The following is a 15,514-nucleotide window of genomic DNA, read 5'->3' on the forward strand; positions in this document are numbered from 1 at the left end:
TCAGAGCGTCGCGATGTAGAGCTGCGCCTGCTCGACCGCGACGAGTGTCGCGGCGAGGCACTCCTCCAGCTCCTGGCTGGCCTGGGTCAGCGAGGACTGGGCCGCCTCGACGGTCTCGTGCCCGCTGCCCTCCAGCGCGCCGGCCAGCGTCTGCTGCGCCTCGGCCAGCTTCTCGCCGGCCGCCTGCACGGCGGTCTGGCCGTCGCCGATCTGTTGGAGCGCGACATCGATGGCTGCCTTGAGCTCGGCGACGCTCGCCACGGCGAAACCTCCTGGGGGCGGGGAGGCCTCCATTAGAGCCTATCGGGTGCGGTGAGAGAACATCCGCCCTGTCAGTGTTCCTGCCTCCGTGACCGGTTGTCGACCGGAAGCACCCTGGGTCCGATTAACGGGACTCGTGTCGGGGTTCGGTCCGGTCCCGCAACCAGCGCGGGCCGTGCACCTCGGCGCCCAGTGCCGCGACCCGTTCCCGCAGCTCACGGTCGGCCGTGACGACCAGCCGCCGGCGGTCCGGCGCGCCGGCTACCAGCTCGACCACGGCGTCGTCCCCGGACCCGGCCGCGGCGACCACCCGGACCCTGGCCGTGCCCGGCACGTCCCGTGCCCGGCCCTCCACCACCAGCACCACTTCCACCGGGGGCGGCAGCTCCGGGGGGAGTCCGTCGTCGGCCACCCGGGCCAGCGAGTCGCGTAGCCGGGCGGTGGCGCCCGCGCGGTCCCGCCACCAGCCGTCCGGGCGGGAACCCACCACGTTGGCGGCGTCCACGATCAGCAGCGGCGTCGGTCCCATCCCGCCAGCCTGCCACCCCGCCCCCGCCGCCACGTGGAAGGAAGGGACCCTTCCTCTACCCCAGGCGTTAACAGGGGGCCCTTCCTTACACGCACACCGCTGGCAGGGCGCCGGGGGTACGCAGGGTCGCCTCGGCGGGCGGCGGCGTTTGTCGGGCCGACCGCCGGGTAGCCCCTGGCGACCGTGCCGCGCCCGAGGATGCGGAGGAAGACATGAATGGACCCGGCGACTTCGGCTCCGACCCGTGGGACGAGTTCCTGGCCCGGTACTTCGGCCGGGGCGAGGGTGGGCGCCGACCCGCGCACCGGGTCGACATCACCCGGCTGATGACCGCCGACGCCCGCGAGATGCTGGCGGACGCGGCCCGCCGGGCCGCCCAGCGGCAGAGCACCGACCTCGACACCGATCACCTGCTGTGGGCGGCGCTGCAACGCGAGCCGCTGCGCGACCTGGTCCGCCGCGCCGGCGCCGACCCGGACACCCTGCTCAACGCGCTCGGTGGGCGCGGCGACGGCGCGCCCCGGGGCGAGGTGCCGCCGAACCTGTCGCTGACGCCGGCGGCGAAGCGGGCGCTGCTCGACGCCCACCAGTTGTCCCGGGCGATGGGCGCGAACTACATCGGCCCCGAGCACATCCTGATGGCGCTGCCGCTGAACCCGGAGTCCCCGGCAGGCCGGATGCTCGCCGCCGGCCGGATCCAGCCCGAGTCCCTGCAGGCGGCCAGCGCCGAGCGCGGGCCGATGGCCGGACCGAAGCCGGACCGGGGCACCCCCACGCTGGACCAGTACGGCCAGGACCTCACCGACCTGGCCCGCAACGACCAGATCGACCCGGTGATCGGCCGGGCCGACGAGATCGAGCAGGCCGTCGAGATCCTGTCCCGGCGTACGAAGAACAACCCGGTGCTGATCGGCGAGGCGGGCGTCGGCAAGACCGCGATCGTGGAGGGCCTCGCCGAGCGGATCTGCGACGGCGACGTGCCGCAGACGCTGCTCGGCAAGCGGGTGGTCCAGCTCGACCTCGCCGGGCTGGTCGCCGGCACCCGCTACCGGGGCGACTTCGAGGAGCGGCTGAAGAAGGTGATCGACGAGATCCGCGCGCACCGCGAGGAGCTGATCGTCTTCCTGGACGAGATCCACACCCTGGTCGGCGCGGGTGGGGCGGGCAGCGAGGGCGGCATGGACGCGTCCAACATGCTCAAGCCCGCGCTGGCCCGGGGCGAGCTGCGGGTGATCGGCGCGACCACCCTGGACGAGTACCGCAAGAGCATCGAGAAGGACGCCGCGCTGGCCCGCCGGTTCCAGCCGGTGTTCGTGCCGGAGCCCAGCGTCGAGGACACCGTGGCGATCCTGCGCGGCCTGCGGGACCGCTACGAGGCGCACCACCAGGTGCGGTTCACCGACGAGGCGCTGGTCGCCGCGGCCGAGCTGTCCGACCGGTACGTCACCGACCGGTACCTGCCGGACAAGGCGATCGACCTGATCGACCAGGCCGGCGCCCGGGTCCGGCTGCGTACCCGCACGCCCGCCTCCGACGTGCGCGAGCTGGAGACGCAGCTCGACGAGGTACGCCGGGACAAGGAGCAGGCCGTCGCCGACGAGCAGTACGAGAAGGCGTCCACCCTGCGTGACCGGCTCGCCGAGCTGGAGGAGCAGATCCGCCGCGCCCGGGGCGACGAGGGCGCCACCTCGCAGGTGCCGGCGGTGGGGCCGCGGGAGATCGCCGAGGTGGTCTCCCGGGCCACCGGCATCCCGGTCAACCAGCTCACCGAGGAGGAACGCGACCGGCTGCTGCGCCTGGAGGGCTACCTGCACGAGAAGGTGGTCGGCCAGGACGACGCGGTCACCGCGGTCGCCGAGGCGGTCCGCCGCTCGCGTACGGGGCTGGCCGACCCGGAGCGGCCGATGGGCAGCTTCCTGTTCCTCGGGCCGACCGGCGTCGGCAAGACGGAGCTGGCCCGGGCCCTCGCGGAGGCGCTCTTCGGCGAGGCCGACCGGATGGTCCGGGTGGACATGAGCGAGTTCCAGGAGCGGCACACGGTCAGCCGGCTCGTCGGCGCCCCGCCCGGGTACGTCGGCTACGAGGAGGCCGGCCAGCTCACCGAGGCGGTGCGCCGCCGCCCGTACGCGGTGGTGCTGCTCGACGAGATCGAGAAGGCCCACCCGGACGTGTTCAACATCCTGCTCCAGGTGCTCGACGACGGCCGGCTCACCGACAGCCAGGGACGTACGGTCAACTTCAAGAACACCGTGCTGATCATGACGAGCAACCTCGGCTCGGAGCTGATCACCGGCACCCAGCGCGCGGTCGGGTTCGGCGCCGGCGCGCCGGGCACCGACGCCGAGCGCGACGAGCTGCGCGAGCGGCTGATGCGCCGGCTCCAGGAGAACTTCCGGCCGGAGTTCCTCAACCGCATCGACGAGGTGATCATCTTCCGCCGGCTGGAGGCCGAGCAGCTGCGCCAGATCACCGAACTGATGCTGGAGGAGACCCGGCGCCGGCTGCACGCCCAGGACATCCAGGTCGACTTCACCACCGCCGGCATCGACTGGCTGGCCGAGCACGGCTACCAGCCGGAGTTCGGCGCCCGGCCGCTGCGCCGGGTCATCCAGCGGGAGGTGGACAACCACCTCTCCCGGATGCTGCTGGAATCGGCCGTCTCGCCCGGCCAGAAGGTCGTCGTCGACGCCCGCGACGGCCGACTCGCCTTCGACGTGACCGCCGGCGAGCGCCCGTACAGCGCGGCCAGCACGTCCCATCCCCGATGACCCGGAGGGCGGAGATGACCGAACCCGAGGAGACCCAGGAAGAGACCGACCGCACCGATCCGATCCTGGCGCCGCCGACGGCGAACCCCGCCCGGGTGCAGGTGCCGCCGGAGGGCCTGGGCCAGCAGCAGGGCGACGAGCCGGAGCCGGCGGCGTCCGACCGTCGCCGTCGAGAGGAGGGCTGATGGTACGCGAGCAGCGGCTCGAACCCGACGTGGAAGTGCTCTGGGACGACTTCCACGCGCAGGTGAACGTCCCGTCCGAGCAGTTGCGGCAGTGGCTGCTCACCCGCGGCTCGGGGGAGGAGTCGTTCGGGCCGGACCCGGACCTCGACCTGCCCGAGCTGGGTCGGCGGATCCTCCGGGTGCTGAGCAAACGCAAGGTCGATCTCACCCCGGAGGACATCAAGGTGATGCAGGACGCGATCGACGAGATCCAGAACCTGCTGGAGGCCAAGCCGCCGCGCGGCAACGCCGACGACGAGTGGCGACACTCGCTGCTCGACCTGGGCCACGACGTCCTCGTCGAACGCTGACCCGTCCCGGCCCGAGACGCGGGGAGCGCTCGTCTACCCGCGGGACCGTCCGCACGCGCGGACGGTCCGCTGGAGGGCGGTACGGCGGGCGCATCGCGCCGCACACGCGGGCCATCCGCGTCCGGGCCGTCCGGGAGGAACACGCGAATCGGCGGCGCCCGGGGAACACCCCCGGGCGCCGCCGGTCCGTGTCATCGGCCCTGGTCGCTCTCCAGGCTGCCGATCGTCAGGCCCGCGGCGTCGGCCGCCGCCTCGCGGTAGGCGCGCGTCCGCTCCTCCCGGGTGAGCAGGGTGGCGTACTCCGTGACGTCCGCCGGGCCGGGCGTCTCGGGCAGGCGGCGCAGGAATGCCTCCACGTCGCGGGCGGCGGACGTGTGCGCGGCGGCCGCCTGCCGGAGGATCTCCCGGTCGTCGGCGGCGGGGTAGAGATCGGTCATGCCCGCCTGATACCCGACGTCAGGCCGTTCGCACCCCGTCCGTCCCGGCGGCCGTCAGCCCCCGCGCCCCGAAGCCGGGGTTGCGCAGCAGCCAGGACAGGTATTCCGGATGCGCCGCCAGCGAGTCGGTGTACGCCGCCAGCGCGGTCTCCAGCACCACCTCGGCGTCCTGGGCGGCGGGGGAGTCGGGGTGCCAGCCGAGCATCAGCCGCCAGCGCAGCGGGGTTCCGGCGAGCATCCGGGTGACCAGCCCGGCGACCGGGCGGAAGGTGGCCTGGCACAGCGCCACCGCCTCGCCGGAGTCGACCATGTCGATGCACACGCGCACGTCGGCCTCGTACAGCTTCCGGGGGGTGAAGCCGGCGCGGGCGCAGGCGGCGGCGAAGCAGTCGCCGAAGCAGCCGTCGCCCGGCGCGGCGACCCACTGCTCGCGGCGCAGGTCGGCCAGGGGCACCTCGGTCCGGCCGGCCAGCGGGTGCTGCTCGGGCAGCATGACGAGCACCGGGTCGACGGCCACCTCCCGCCAGCTCAACCCGTACTCGGCCGGCGGCGCGGCATCGCCGCACACCCCGATCAGCGCGAAGTCCAGCCGGCCGCCCGCGACGAGGTGGGTCAGCTCCTCCGCGGACCAGGAGGCGTGGGTGGTGATCTGGGCCGGCGGGGGGTCGGCGGCGAGCCGGTGCACGAGCCGACCGAGGATCGGGCTGTTCACCCCGCCGAACCGGTAGCGCCGGGGGGCGTCCGCGGCGCCGGCCAGCCGGGCCGCCTCGTCCTGCAGGCCCTTCATGGCCGGCAGCAGCACCCGGGCCCGGGCGAGCACCAGCTCGCCGAGGGCGGTGGGCCGGGCGCCGCGGCGGTCCCGTTCGAACAGCGGCCCGCCCAGCGTCCGCTCGATGCGCTGGAGCTGGGCGGTGAGCGCCGGCTGGGCCAGGCCGAGCGCCGAGGCCGCCTTGGTCACGCTCCCCGTCTCCGCGATCGCGCAGACCACCCTCAGGTGACGCAGCTCCAGATTCATAGAGTGACGGTATGACCCCGCAGCGGCCGGCGGAAGGCCCTGGACGGATCAACAGCCTCCGATGTGTGCCGGACCGGTGGCCGGCGCGCCCGGCGGGTGAGCCGGCGGCTCAGCTCGACGGCGCTCAGCTCGACGGCGGCTCGGCCAGGTCGGCGAGGTAGGTGGGTCGGCCGGTGACGGCGTCGCGCACCTTGTCGACCACGCCCACCGCCGGCTCGACGACCCGGTTCCAGGGCGGAGTCGCCGGCGTGCCCGGATGCGGTCTGGTCGGGGCCGCCTCCTCGGCGATCTCCAGCCGGTTGCCCAGGCGGATCAGCTCCTCGGGGCTGGCTACCTCGCGCAGCGCCACGACCAGGGCGCCGACCTCCTCGACGTGGCGGCGCACCCGCGCGTCGACCTCGGCCAGCCCGTCGTCGGCGAGCCCGCGCAGAGCGGTCAGCAGGGCCGCGTCGTCGGCGAGCGTCCGGTCCACCCGGTCGGCGGCGTCGGGCAGCGCGGCCCGGACCGCGGGCAGCAGGTACTGCTCCTCGGCGGACAGGTGCCGCGACAGCGCCGCCGTCAGCACCTCCAGCCCGCGTTCCGGTGCCGGCTCGGGGTCGGCGTCGGTGAGCCGGCGCAGCAGCCCCCGCAGTTGCCGGTGCTCGGCGTCGACGATGTCGGCGATGCTGCGCCCGCCCGGCCGGAAGGTCTCGTCCTCTCCGGTGGGCGGCAGCGGGGGCAGGGGAACGGTCATGGTGCCCTCCTCGGGCGGCGGGCGGAGCACGTGGTGGGGTGCGGTCGCGACCGGCGGTACCCGACCGCGCCGGCGGCGAAACGGGGCGGCGGTGTGCACCGGCCCCGGCGGCCCCGTCCGCCGCGCCACAGGGGCGGGACGGGGCGACCGGGGCGGACCGGTCGGCTGGTATGAAGAACCGATGACGAGCGACGCCGCCTCCGCCCTTCCCGACCCCACCGACGAGGTCGTCGGCCTGTGCCGCGACCTCCTGCGGATCGACACCACCAACACCGGGGACAACGACACCAGCGTCGGCGAACGGGCCGCCGCCGAGTACGTGGCGGAGAAGCTGGCCGAGGTGGGCGTCGAGTCCGTCATCCACGAGTCGGCGCCGGGCCGCGCCAACCTGGTCGCCCGCATCCCGGGCACCGACCCGAGCCGCGGCGCCCTGCTGGTGCACGGCCACCTCGACGTGGTCCCCGCCGACGCCGACGAGTGGTCGGTGCACCCGTTCTCCGGGGAGCTGCGCGACGGCTACCTCTGGGGCCGGGGCGCGATCGACATGAAGGACTTCGACGCGATGGTGCTGGCCGTGGTGCGGCACTGGCAGCGCACCGGGGTGCGCCCGCCGCGCGACATCGTGCTCGCGTACACCGCCGACGAGGAGGCCGGCAGCGACTACGGCGCGCACTTCCTCGTCCAGCGGCACCGCGACCTCTTCGACGGCTGCACCGAGGCCATCGGCGAGGTCGGCGGCTTCTCCTACTCCGTCAACGACGAGCAGCGGCTCTACCTGATCGAGACGGCCGAGAAGGGCATCGACTGGCTGCGCCTGCGCGCCAAGGGCCGGCCCGGACACGGCTCGATGGTGCACGACGACAACGCCGTCACCGCGCTCGCCGAGGCGGTGGCCCGGGTCGGCCGGCACCGCTTCCCCGTGGTGGTCACCGACACCGTCCGGGCCTTCCTGGAGGAGGTCTCCGACCTGCTCGGGATCGAACTCGACCCGGAGGACCCGGAGACCGCCATCGCCAAGCTCGGGCCGATCGCCAACATCATCGGCGCGACGATCCGCAACACCGCCAACCCGACCCGGCTCGCCGCCGGCTACAAGGACAACGTCATCCCCGGCCGGGCCACCGCCACCATCGACTGCCGCAGCCTGCCGGGGCAGTCGGAGCTGCTGGAGCGGCAGCTGCGCGAGCTGGTCGGCCCGGACATCGTCATCGAGTACATCCAGCGCCAGCCCGCGCTGGAGACGACGTTCGACGGCGACCTGGTCGACGCGATGTCGGCGGCGCTGCGCGCGGAGGACCCGGGGGCCCGGCCGGTGCCGTACATGCTCTCCGGCGGCACCGACGCCAAGGCGTTCTCCCAGCTCGGCATCCGCTGCTTCGGCTTCGCGCCGCTGCGGCTGCCCGCCGACCTGAACTTCTCCGCGCTGTTCCACGGCATCGACGAGCGGGTTCCGGTGGACGGACTACAGTTCGGCGTGCGGGTTCTCGACCGGTTCCTCCGCACCTGCTAGCCCCCGTCCGGAACACCACTGTTCCGTCGGGGAACCTCCCCATCGTGAAGGGACTGACCCACATGACCGACCAGCACGGTGAGCTGGACGCCGCCCTCGAGCGCGTGATCGATGCGGCCCGCCACCACCTGGCCGCCGTCCGTGCCGCCCAGGGCCGCGTCGACGACGACGACGTCTGGCAGGCGTACGTCGCGCTGAACAACGCCTCCTTCGCGTACGACGAGCAACTCCTGGACGCCTTCGGCGAGGTCACCCCGTGGGACGTCGAGTCGATCGACCCGGACGAGGCCGACGAGCGCTTCGGCGGCGGGGAGGGCGTGGAGCCCACCGACCCGCACCCGCGGGTCATCTCGGTACGCCAGCGGCGCGACTACCGGGTGCCGAGCGTGTCGGCGTTGATCCGGGTGGCCGAGGTGGCCCGGCGGGAGGGCACTCCGGCCGAGGACGAGCCGGCGCCCGTCGAGGGGGTCGGTGAGGCGGTGCTGGAGCTGCTCCAGAGCGGCGACGGCTCCCTCGCCGCGCTGGACGTGCCGGAGCTGGAGCCGCTGGACGGCGTGGTGATGGTCAGCGAGGTCGGCACCCCGGTCGACCTGGAGTCCTTCGACGACGACGACCCGGTCGGCCCGTTCCAGCCGGCGGCCGACGACCGGCTGGTGGGCCGGCTCGACGAGCACCCGTTCCTGGAGCTCGACGACGAGCACGACCACGCCCACTAGGGCGGCGACGCCCCGGGGCCCGGCCGCAGCGGCCGGGCCCCGGGGCGTCCGCTCACCGGCGGTGCCCGCCGGTGATCAGTACGACAGGCCCGGCTGCGGCTGGTTGACCCGTCGGCGGCGCAGCACCACCTGGCGCGTGCCGTCGCGGTACAGCCGCACCCGGGCCAACTCCCACCCGGAGAACTCCGCCTGGATCGCCAACTGCGCCGCGGCGGTCAACCGGTCGACGTTCGGCGGCAACCGCAGCGGCGCGTACTCGTAGTCCATGAGCCCTATGCTGCCCAGCCTGGCGGCCGTCCGCCACCCCCTCGCCGGTGACCCGTGCCGCCGTCCGGCCCCCTGGTGTGACGTGACCCACCCGGGGTCGCGCCCCGCCCCAGAACCGGGCCGGTCCACCCGGCGCCGCCCGGTCCACCCCGGGGCCGCCCGGTCCACCCCGGGGCCGGCCGGTCCCGACACCGCCCTAGTCGACGGGCGCGCCGTCGAGGGGCGGATGTGCCGGCGGCGGGGCGGCCACCGCCGGCGGGGCCAGCGGCATGGTCGGTGCCGGCCGCACCCGGGGGCCGGTGGGCGGAAGGACCTGGCAGGACAGCGCGTCGGGTTCGGTGGTGAGCACCGCGGCGGCGGTCCGCGCCACGAACCCGCTCCACCAACGCAGGCCCTCGGGGGTACGCGGCGTCTCGTGCCACCAGCCGCCCGCGCCCCGCGGCGCCTGCCAGCCGAGCTCCGCGAGGTGTCGCTCGTCGTAGGCGGGGCAGATCCCCCGGACCCGGTTCCGGCGCACCATGAGGTGCAGCCGGCGGGAACCGGCGGCGAGTTCCAGGTCGGTGTCCCGGTCGCAGCCGGACAGGGTGTCGTGGAGCCGGGCGACGACGTCGGGCCAGCCCGGCGAGGTCATGCCGGTGGCCCCGGCAGGCGACCGCCGAGCCGCCCCGTCGCCTTCTCCAGCCGGCCCAGCGAGGCGACGTCGCCGGGGGTGCGGAAGATCCCCTTCCGGCCCGCGCCGAGCGCGGCGCCGACGGTCGCGGGCGCCTGTCCACTGTCGACGGTCGTGGACTCCCGTCCACTATCGGCGGTCGCGGTACCGCTCAGCTCGTCCAGGTCGGCCCTGAGGCCGGCGAAGCGGCGTTCGATGTCGACGAGCCGTCCGGCGGGAGCGTCGAACGCGGACAGCGGGTCGGACATGAGAACCTCCGGGGCGCGGCGCCGGTCCGGGGTGGCGACCGGCGGCCGCGTGATCGTATCGTCGTCCGCCCGGCCACGGTGGAGAGACGCCGTGCCGGTGCGGGTCGATCGAGGGGGTGGGGCGTGACCGGTGTGCGAGGCCGGCTCGACCGGCTGACCGAGGCGGTGCTCGGCGGGGCGCGGGCCGCCCGCGACAGGGCCCGCGAGCTGCGCGACGAGTTCCGTACCACCGACGAGCCGGAGCGCGCCCTGGTCGCGCCGCTGCTGCCCGGCGAGGAGATCCGCTACGTCGGCCTGGCGCCTGTGCGGGCCCCCGAGAACCACCGGGCCGCCAGCCAGCTCGCCGACCGGGTGAACGCGGAGCTGGCCGAGGCGCTCGACCCGCGCGCGCTGTTCGGGCTGCTCCACGTCGTCAACCCGGTCGCGTGGGTGGACGCCGTGATGACGCCCGTGCGGATCGTCGCGGGCGCCCTGCTGCTGCCGGGCGACGCCGCCGTCCTCGCCGCGGACACCCCGGACGCGGCGGAGGCCGACCCACCGGGACCGGCCGCCGAGCCCCGGCAGCCGCTGCCGCTCACCGCCGATCAGGAGGTGTTCCGGGCGCTGTTGCGGCTCAGCCGCTACCGGCCGCTGGCCGACCAACTCGCGGAGATCGCCTACCGGCGGCGGTACGTCTTCAGCGGCGACCTCGCCACGCTCGCCGGCAGCCTGCTGCTGTTCCTGGAGCGCTACACCGGCACCCCGCTCGCCGTCACCGACACCCACCTGCACCTGCTGCGGATGGGCCGCCGCCCCGACCCCGACCGCGAGGACCGCCGCCGCCCCCGGCTGCTGTGGAGCGTGGACCGCGGGCGCGTCGCCCGGATCGACTCCGACCACGGCGCCGCCCGCCTCGCGCAGTTCCCGTCCACCATCGTGTTCGACGACGGCTCCTGGATCCGGATCGTCAACCCGGCCACCCGCGACGACCAGGCGCGGTTCCTCGCCGCCGTATGCGACATCCCCGGTCGGCGCCCTCCGGCCTGAACCGGCCGCGCCCGCCGCACCGGCGCGGGCGCCGGGCGCCGCGCCGTCGCGCCGCGGGAGGTCTGCCGGCGCGGTGCGAAAGGTCAGCCGCCACGCCGCGGGAGGTCAGCCGTCGCGCTCGGGGTAGCCGACCGGCACGGCCGACACGTCGTCCAGCGCGGTGATGATCTCCTCCGGCAGCGTCATCCGCTCAACCTGGAGCGCGCCGAGCAGCTGCCCGACCGTCCGCGCGCCGAGGATCGGGGCCACCACCCCGGGACGGTCGCGGATCCAGGCCAGCGCCACCTCCAGCGGCGAGACCCCCAGCCCGCCGGCCGCGGTGGCGACCGCCTCGACGATGCTGGAGCAGCGCGGCTCCAGGTAGGTGGCGACGAACCGCTCGAAGTGCGGCGAAGCCGCCCGCGAGTCGGCGGGGCGGCCGTGCCGGTACTTGCCGGTGAGCACCCCGCGGCCCAGCGGCGACCAGGGCAGCACCCCCAGCCCGAGGGCCTCGCACGCGGGCAGCACCTCCCGCTCCACGCCCCGCTCCAGCAGCGAGTACTCCACCTGCGCGGCCACCACCGGGGCGCGGCCCGGCCAGGCGGCCTGCCAGGCGGCCGCCCGCGCGGTCTGCCAGCCGGAGAAGTTCGACACCCCGACGTAGCGGACCCGGCCGCTGGCCACCGCGTGGTCCAGTGCCGCGAGGGTCTCCTCCAGCGGGGTGTCGGGGTCGTAGCCGTGCACCTGGAACAGGTCGACGTGGTCGGTGTTGAGGCGGCGCAGCGAGGCGTCCAACGTCCGCAGCAGGTGCCCCCGGGAGCCGTCGCGGCGCCGGCCGCTGCCCGGTCGCAGCCCCGCCTTGGTGGCGATCAGCAGCTCCTCGCGCGGCACCAGGGTGCCCAGCAGCGACCCGATGACCGACTCGGCGTCGCCGTCGCCGTAGACGTCGGCGGTGTCGATCAGGTTGCCGCCCGCGTCGAGGTAACTCTTCAGCTGGGCGGCCGCATCGTCGGCGTCGGTGTCCCGGCCCCACGTCATGGTGCCGAGCGCGAGCCGCGAAACCGCCAGCCCGCTTCGGCCGAGCGGTCGCTGTTGCATGGGTGAACCTTATTTCGAACCCGGCCGCGCGGACATCCTCGCTCCCGTCAAGTCTGCCGGGCGCGTCGTGTTTCCGACCGCCCGGGCCGGCCCCGGTTGCGGTGAGCCGGTGATCGGAGCGTCCTGCCGCATTGCGTAACCTGATGCGACCTGTGGTGCGGATGGGGGAGGACCTTAGTGCGACTCGGGCTCAGCCTCGGATACCAGACAGCGTGGAGCACACCGGCCGATCACCTGGCTCTCGTCCAGGAAGCGGACCGGCTCGGCTACTCGGTGGTGTGGGCGGCGGAGGCCTACGGCTCCGACTCGCCGAGCATCCTCGCCTGGATGGCGGGGCAGACGGAGCGGATCGACGTGGGCAGCGGGGTGATGCAGATCCCCGCCCGGACCCCGGCGATGACCGCGATGACCGCGGCCACCATCGACGCGCTTTCCGGCGGCCGGTTCCGGCTCGGCCTGGGGGTGTCCGGCCCGCAGGTCTCCGAGGGCTGGCACGGGGTGCGGTTCGGCAAGCCGCTGGCGCGGACCCGCGAGTTCGTGGACATCGTGAAGCTGGCCATCGCCCGCCAGGAGGTCGCGTACGACGGCGAGTTCTACACGCTGCCGCTGCCCGACGGGCCCGGGAAGGCGCTGCGCCTCAGCTTCCACCCGCCGCGCGAACGCATCCCGATCTACCTCGCCGCGGTCGGCCCCAAGAACCTGGAGCTGGCCGGGGAGATCGCCGACGGCTGGCTCGCCGTCTTCTACGCCCCCGAGTTCGCCGAGGAACAGCTCGCGTCGGTCCGGGCCGGGCGGGCGAAGGCAGGCAAGGAGCTCGCCGGCTTCGACGTGGTTCCGACCGTGCCGGTGGTGGTCGGCGACGACGTCGCGTCCTGCGCCGAGCTGGTCCGCTTCTACGCGGCCCTCTACGTGGGCGGCATGGGCAGCCGGCAGCAGAACTTCTACAACCAGCTCGCCACCCGGATGGGCTACGGCGACGCCGCCCGCGAGGTGCAGGACCTGTACCTGGCCAAGCGGCACCGCGACGCGGCGGCCGCCGTGCCGATGGAGTTCATTGACCGGACCTCGCTGCTGGGCCCGAAGGAACGCATCGCCGAGCGGATGCGCGAGTACGCCGCCGCCGGCGTCACCACGTTGTCGGTGAGCCTGTTCGCGGCGGACCGGGACAGCGGCGTGCAGACCCTGCGCACCGTCGCCGAGGCGCTGGACCTCTCGGGAGTCGGCGAGTGACCTGGGTCGAGGCCATCGTCCTGGGCATCGTCCAGGGACTGACCGAGTTCCTGCCGGTCAGCTCGTCGGGGCATCTGCGGATCACCTCGGCGATCTTCTTCGACCGCGACGCCGGGGCGTCGTTCACCGCGGTCACCCAGCTGGGCACCGAGGCGGCGGTGCTGATCTACTTCGCCAAGGACATCTGGCGGATCACCCGGACGTGGCTGGTCGGCATCCGGGACAAGTCGGTCCGCTCCAGCCTCGACTACCGGATGGGCTGGTACGTGATCGTCGGCTCGATCCCGATCGGGCTGTTCGGCTTCCTGTTCAAGGACCAGATCCGCACCGCCGGGCGGAATCTCTGGCTGGTGGCCACCACGCTGATCGTCTTCGCGTTCGTGCTGGCGTTCGCCGAGTACTGGGGGCGGCAGACCCGCACCCTGGAGAACTTCCGGATGCGCGACGGCGTGGTGATGGGCTTCGCCCAGGCGATGGCGCTGATCCCCGGCGTGTCCCGCTCCGGCGGCACGCTCACCGCCGGGCTGCTGCTCAACCTCACCCGGGAGGCGGCGGCGCGCTACTCGTTCCTGCTGGCCATCCCGGCGGTGGTGATGTCCGGGATCTTCAGCGTCGGCGACGTCTTCGAGCCGGCGGCCCCCGGCACCTCCGTGCCGAGCGTCGCCCAGATGGTCGTGGCCACGATCATCGCCTTCGGCGTCGGGTACGCGGCCATCGCCTGGCTGCTGCGCTACGTCGCGCACCACACCCTGTACGTCTTCGTGCTGTACCGGGTCGCGCTGGGCACCCTGGTGCTGGCCCTGCTGATGACGGGCACCATCAGCGCCACCTGACCCGCCCGCAGCCCTGCCGGCCCCCGCCTCCGCCCCGTGCGGACGGGGGCCGGCGCGCGTCCGGCGCGGCCGCCGGCCGTCTGCGACGTCAGCGCCAGTCCGGGTCTTCCGCCGGCGGTTCTGGCGACGCTGGTGTCGCGCGGGGACGGGCGCGCAGGTGCGCCCGCTCGCCCTGACTGCCGAACAGGCTGAGGAACTCGACCGGCTCGGCGTCGGCGGCCCCGAACCAGTGCGGTACCCGGGTGTCGAACTCGGCCGCCTCGCCGGGGGAGAGCACCAGGTCCCGCTCGCCGAGGACGAGCCGCAGTCGCCCGTTGAGGACGTAGAGCCACTCGTAGCCCTCGTGGGTCTGCGGCTCGGGCTCCCGGCGGGGGCTGCTGGCCGGGATCACGAGCTTGTACGCCTGGATGCCGCCGGCCCGGCGGGTGAGGGGCAGCATCGTCATGCCGTGCCGCGTGACGGGCCGCAGGTGGATGCGCGGGTCGCCCGTGGGCGGGGCGCCGACGAGCTCGTCGAGCGTGACGCCGTGGGCCCGCGCCAGGGGGAGCAGCAGTTCGAGGGTCGGCCGGCGGGTGCCGGACTCCAGCCGGGACAGGGTGCTGACCGAGATGCCGGTCGCCCCCGACAGGTCGGCCAGCGTGGTCGCGCGTTGCCGGCGCAGCGCGCGCAGCCGGGGTCCCACCGCGCCGAGCGCGTGGTCGAGGTCGTCGTCCATGGCCACGAGCTTGCCACATCGGCAACAGGATTTGCCGCCACGGCGGGATGGCGCCAGGGTGCTCCACCGGGCCGGGGCCGGACCCGGCGGTCGGACGCGCCCGCCGCCGGGCGCGCGGCCATAGGGTGTCACCGTGGCGACCCTTCTGCTTCTTCGACACGGCCGGACGACCGCGAACGCGGACGGCGGGCTGGCCGGCCGCCAGCCGGTCGAGCTGGACGACACCGGCCGGGCCCAGGCCGTCGCGGTGGGCGAGCGGCTGCGGGCCGTGCCGCTGGCGGCGGTGGTGACCAGCCCGCTCGTCCGCTGCCGGCAGACCCTGGAGCTGGCGTTGCCCGCGGCCAGTCCGACCGTGGAGGAGGGCCTGACCGAGTGCGGCTACGGCACCTGGGAGGGGCAGCCGCTCAAGAAGCTGGCCAAGGAGCCGCTCTGGCCGGTCGTCCAGCAGCACCCGAGCGCCGCCGTCTTCCCCGAGGGGGAGGCGATGGCGGCGATGGCGGCGCGGGCGGTCGCCGCGGTGCGCTCGTGGGACGCCCGGGTCACCGCGGAGCACGGCCCGGAGGCGGTGTGGCTGGCGTGCAGCCACGGCGACGTGATCAAGGCCATCGTTGCCGACGCGCTCGGCGTACACCTGGACCTGTTCCAGCGGATCGTGGCCGACCCCGCGTCGGTCACGGCGATCCGCTACACCCCGCTGCGGCCGTTCCTGGTGCGGCTCAACGACACCGGCGGCGACCTGTCCGCCCTGGTGACGCCGCCGCGCAAGCGGCGCCGCCGGGCGGCCCGGGTGGCCGGCGCGGCCGACTCCGACGCGGCGGTGGGCGGCGGCGCGGGGGCGGGCCGGTGACGGCCCGGCGGCGGTCCGCCGCCACGCCCGCGTCCGGCCGCCGGTCCGCCGGGCGCGGCGGGGGCGCGGCGATTCGCGTCGGTGGGGTACGCGATGC

19 protein-coding genes are annotated in these 15,514 nt (G+C 74.7%); 9 read left to right on the top strand and 10 right to left on the bottom strand.

Translation table 11 applies throughout. From position 1 onward, the window contains the following. Both ACFY23_RS12460 and ACFY23_RS12465 read right to left on the bottom strand, forming a co-directional pair. The gene (locus ACFY23_RS12460; RefSeq protein ID WP_350686332.1) at nucleotides 1–261 is read right to left on the bottom strand and encodes a hypothetical protein; all 261 of its coding nucleotides are present in this window, start codon (nucleotides 259–261) and stop codon (nucleotides 1–3) included. Between the two features lie 124 nt (nucleotides 262–385). Beyond that, entirely contained in the window at nucleotides 386–790 is a 405-nt protein-coding gene (locus ACFY23_RS12465; protein ID WP_350686333.1) for a hypothetical protein, read from the bottom strand. A gap of 212 nt (nucleotides 791–1,002) precedes the next feature. On the opposite strand from ACFY23_RS12465, the gene ACFY23_RS12470 reads away from it, so the two are divergent. The 3 genes from ACFY23_RS12470 to ACFY23_RS12480 are packed head-to-tail and all read left to right on the top strand — an operon-like array spanning nucleotide 1,003 to nucleotide 4,093. Then, on the top strand, nucleotides 1,003–3,558 hold the full coding sequence (locus ACFY23_RS12470) for an ATP-dependent Clp protease ATP-binding subunit (protein WP_350686334.1): 2,556 nt from the start codon (nucleotides 1,003–1,005) through the stop codon (nucleotides 3,556–3,558). 14 nt (nucleotides 3,559–3,572) lie between these two features. Further along, nucleotides 3,573–3,743, top strand: a complete 171-nt coding sequence (locus tag ACFY23_RS12475) for a hypothetical protein (RefSeq protein ID WP_350686336.1) — start codon at nucleotides 3,573–3,575, stop codon at nucleotides 3,741–3,743. Beyond that, on the top strand, nucleotides 3,743–4,093 hold the full coding sequence (locus tag ACFY23_RS12480; RefSeq protein WP_350686338.1) for a DUF3140 domain-containing protein: 351 nt from the start codon (nucleotides 3,743–3,745) through the stop codon (nucleotides 4,091–4,093). Before ACFY23_RS12475 ends, ACFY23_RS12480 begins: the two co-directional genes overlap by 1 nt. Nucleotides 4,094–4,284: 191 nt before the next feature. Here the strand turns inward: ACFY23_RS12480 and ACFY23_RS12485 are convergent, their stop codons facing one another. The 3 genes from ACFY23_RS12485 to ACFY23_RS12495 form a co-directional block, all read right to left on the bottom strand. Beyond that, complete coding sequence (locus tag ACFY23_RS12485) at nucleotides 4,285–4,530, bottom strand: hypothetical protein (RefSeq protein ID WP_350686339.1); 246 nt, start codon at nucleotides 4,528–4,530, stop codon at nucleotides 4,285–4,287. A 19-nt stretch (nucleotides 4,531–4,549) separates the two neighbouring features. Then, nucleotides 4,550–5,545: a LysR family transcriptional regulator gene (locus ACFY23_RS12490; protein WP_350686341.1), complete on the bottom strand. Its 996-nt coding sequence runs from the start codon at nucleotides 5,543–5,545 to the stop codon at nucleotides 4,550–4,552. Between the two features lie 124 nt (nucleotides 5,546–5,669). Beyond that, entirely contained in the window at nucleotides 5,670–6,278 is a 609-nt protein-coding gene (locus ACFY23_RS12495; RefSeq protein WP_350686343.1) for a hemerythrin domain-containing protein, read from the bottom strand. A gap of 181 nt (nucleotides 6,279–6,459) precedes the next feature. Between ACFY23_RS12495 and ACFY23_RS12500 the strand changes: the two genes are divergently transcribed. Both ACFY23_RS12500 and ACFY23_RS12505 read left to right on the top strand, forming a co-directional pair. Next, complete coding sequence (locus ACFY23_RS12500; protein ID WP_350686345.1) at nucleotides 6,460–7,788, top strand: M20/M25/M40 family metallo-hydrolase; 1,329 nt, start codon at nucleotides 6,460–6,462, stop codon at nucleotides 7,786–7,788. Between the two features lie 62 nt (nucleotides 7,789–7,850). Beyond that, nucleotides 7,851–8,504: a hypothetical protein gene (locus tag ACFY23_RS12505; protein ID WP_350686346.1), complete on the top strand. Its 654-nt coding sequence runs from the start codon at nucleotides 7,851–7,853 to the stop codon at nucleotides 8,502–8,504. Between the two features lie 75 nt (nucleotides 8,505–8,579). Here ACFY23_RS12505 and ACFY23_RS12510 read toward each other — a convergent pair whose 3' ends face one another. The 3 genes from ACFY23_RS12510 to ACFY23_RS12520 form a co-directional block, all read right to left on the bottom strand. Then, entirely contained in the window at nucleotides 8,580–8,771 is a 192-nt protein-coding gene (locus ACFY23_RS12510) for a DUF5703 family protein (protein WP_013734349.1), read from the bottom strand. Between the two features lie 196 nt (nucleotides 8,772–8,967). After that, entirely contained in the window at nucleotides 8,968–9,402 is a 435-nt protein-coding gene (locus ACFY23_RS12515; RefSeq protein ID WP_350687429.1) for a hypothetical protein, read from the bottom strand. Further along, nucleotides 9,399–9,689: a hypothetical protein gene (locus tag ACFY23_RS12520; protein ID WP_350687427.1), complete on the bottom strand. Its 291-nt coding sequence runs from the start codon at nucleotides 9,687–9,689 to the stop codon at nucleotides 9,399–9,401. Before ACFY23_RS12520 ends, ACFY23_RS12515 begins: the two co-directional genes overlap by 4 nt. A gap of 123 nt (nucleotides 9,690–9,812) precedes the next feature. Here ACFY23_RS12520 and ACFY23_RS12525 point away from each other — a divergent pair, with 123 nt between their 5' ends. Continuing rightward, entirely contained in the window at nucleotides 9,813–10,715 is a 903-nt protein-coding gene (locus tag ACFY23_RS12525) for a hypothetical protein (RefSeq protein ID WP_350687425.1), read from the top strand. A gap of 105 nt (nucleotides 10,716–10,820) precedes the next feature. Here the strand turns inward: ACFY23_RS12525 and ACFY23_RS12530 are convergent, their stop codons facing one another. Then, the gene (locus ACFY23_RS12530) at nucleotides 10,821–11,792 is read right to left on the bottom strand and encodes an aldo/keto reductase (RefSeq protein ID WP_350687314.1); all 972 of its coding nucleotides are present in this window, start codon (nucleotides 11,790–11,792) and stop codon (nucleotides 10,821–10,823) included. 177 nt (nucleotides 11,793–11,969) lie between these two features. Between ACFY23_RS12530 and ACFY23_RS12535 the strand changes: the two genes are divergently transcribed. Next, nucleotides 11,970–13,022 (top strand): LLM class F420-dependent oxidoreductase, encoded by a 1,053-nt coding sequence (locus tag ACFY23_RS12535; RefSeq protein ID WP_350687316.1) that lies wholly within the window; start codon nucleotides 11,970–11,972, stop codon nucleotides 13,020–13,022. After that, nucleotides 13,019–13,855, top strand: coding sequence for an undecaprenyl-diphosphate phosphatase (locus ACFY23_RS12540; RefSeq protein WP_350687317.1), 837 nt, complete (start codon nucleotides 13,019–13,021; stop codon nucleotides 13,853–13,855). The genes ACFY23_RS12535 and ACFY23_RS12540 overlap by 4 nt, the downstream gene beginning before the upstream one ends. 88 nt (nucleotides 13,856–13,943) lie before the next feature. On the opposite strand, the gene ACFY23_RS12545 is transcribed toward ACFY23_RS12540, so the two are convergent. After that, nucleotides 13,944–14,570 (bottom strand): XRE family transcriptional regulator, encoded by a 627-nt coding sequence (locus ACFY23_RS12545; RefSeq protein WP_350687530.1) that lies wholly within the window; start codon nucleotides 14,568–14,570, stop codon nucleotides 13,944–13,946. 133 nt (nucleotides 14,571–14,703) lie between these two features. On the opposite strand from ACFY23_RS12545, the gene ACFY23_RS12550 reads away from it, so the two are divergent. Next, complete coding sequence (locus tag ACFY23_RS12550) at nucleotides 14,704–15,417, top strand: histidine phosphatase family protein (protein ID WP_350687529.1); 714 nt, start codon at nucleotides 14,704–14,706, stop codon at nucleotides 15,415–15,417. Nucleotides 15,418–15,514 lie beyond the last annotated feature (97 nt).

The organism is Micromonospora sp. NPDC000121, from assembly GCF_042899165.1.
GTDB lineage: Bacteria > Actinomycetota > Actinomycetes > Mycobacteriales > Micromonosporaceae > Micromonospora.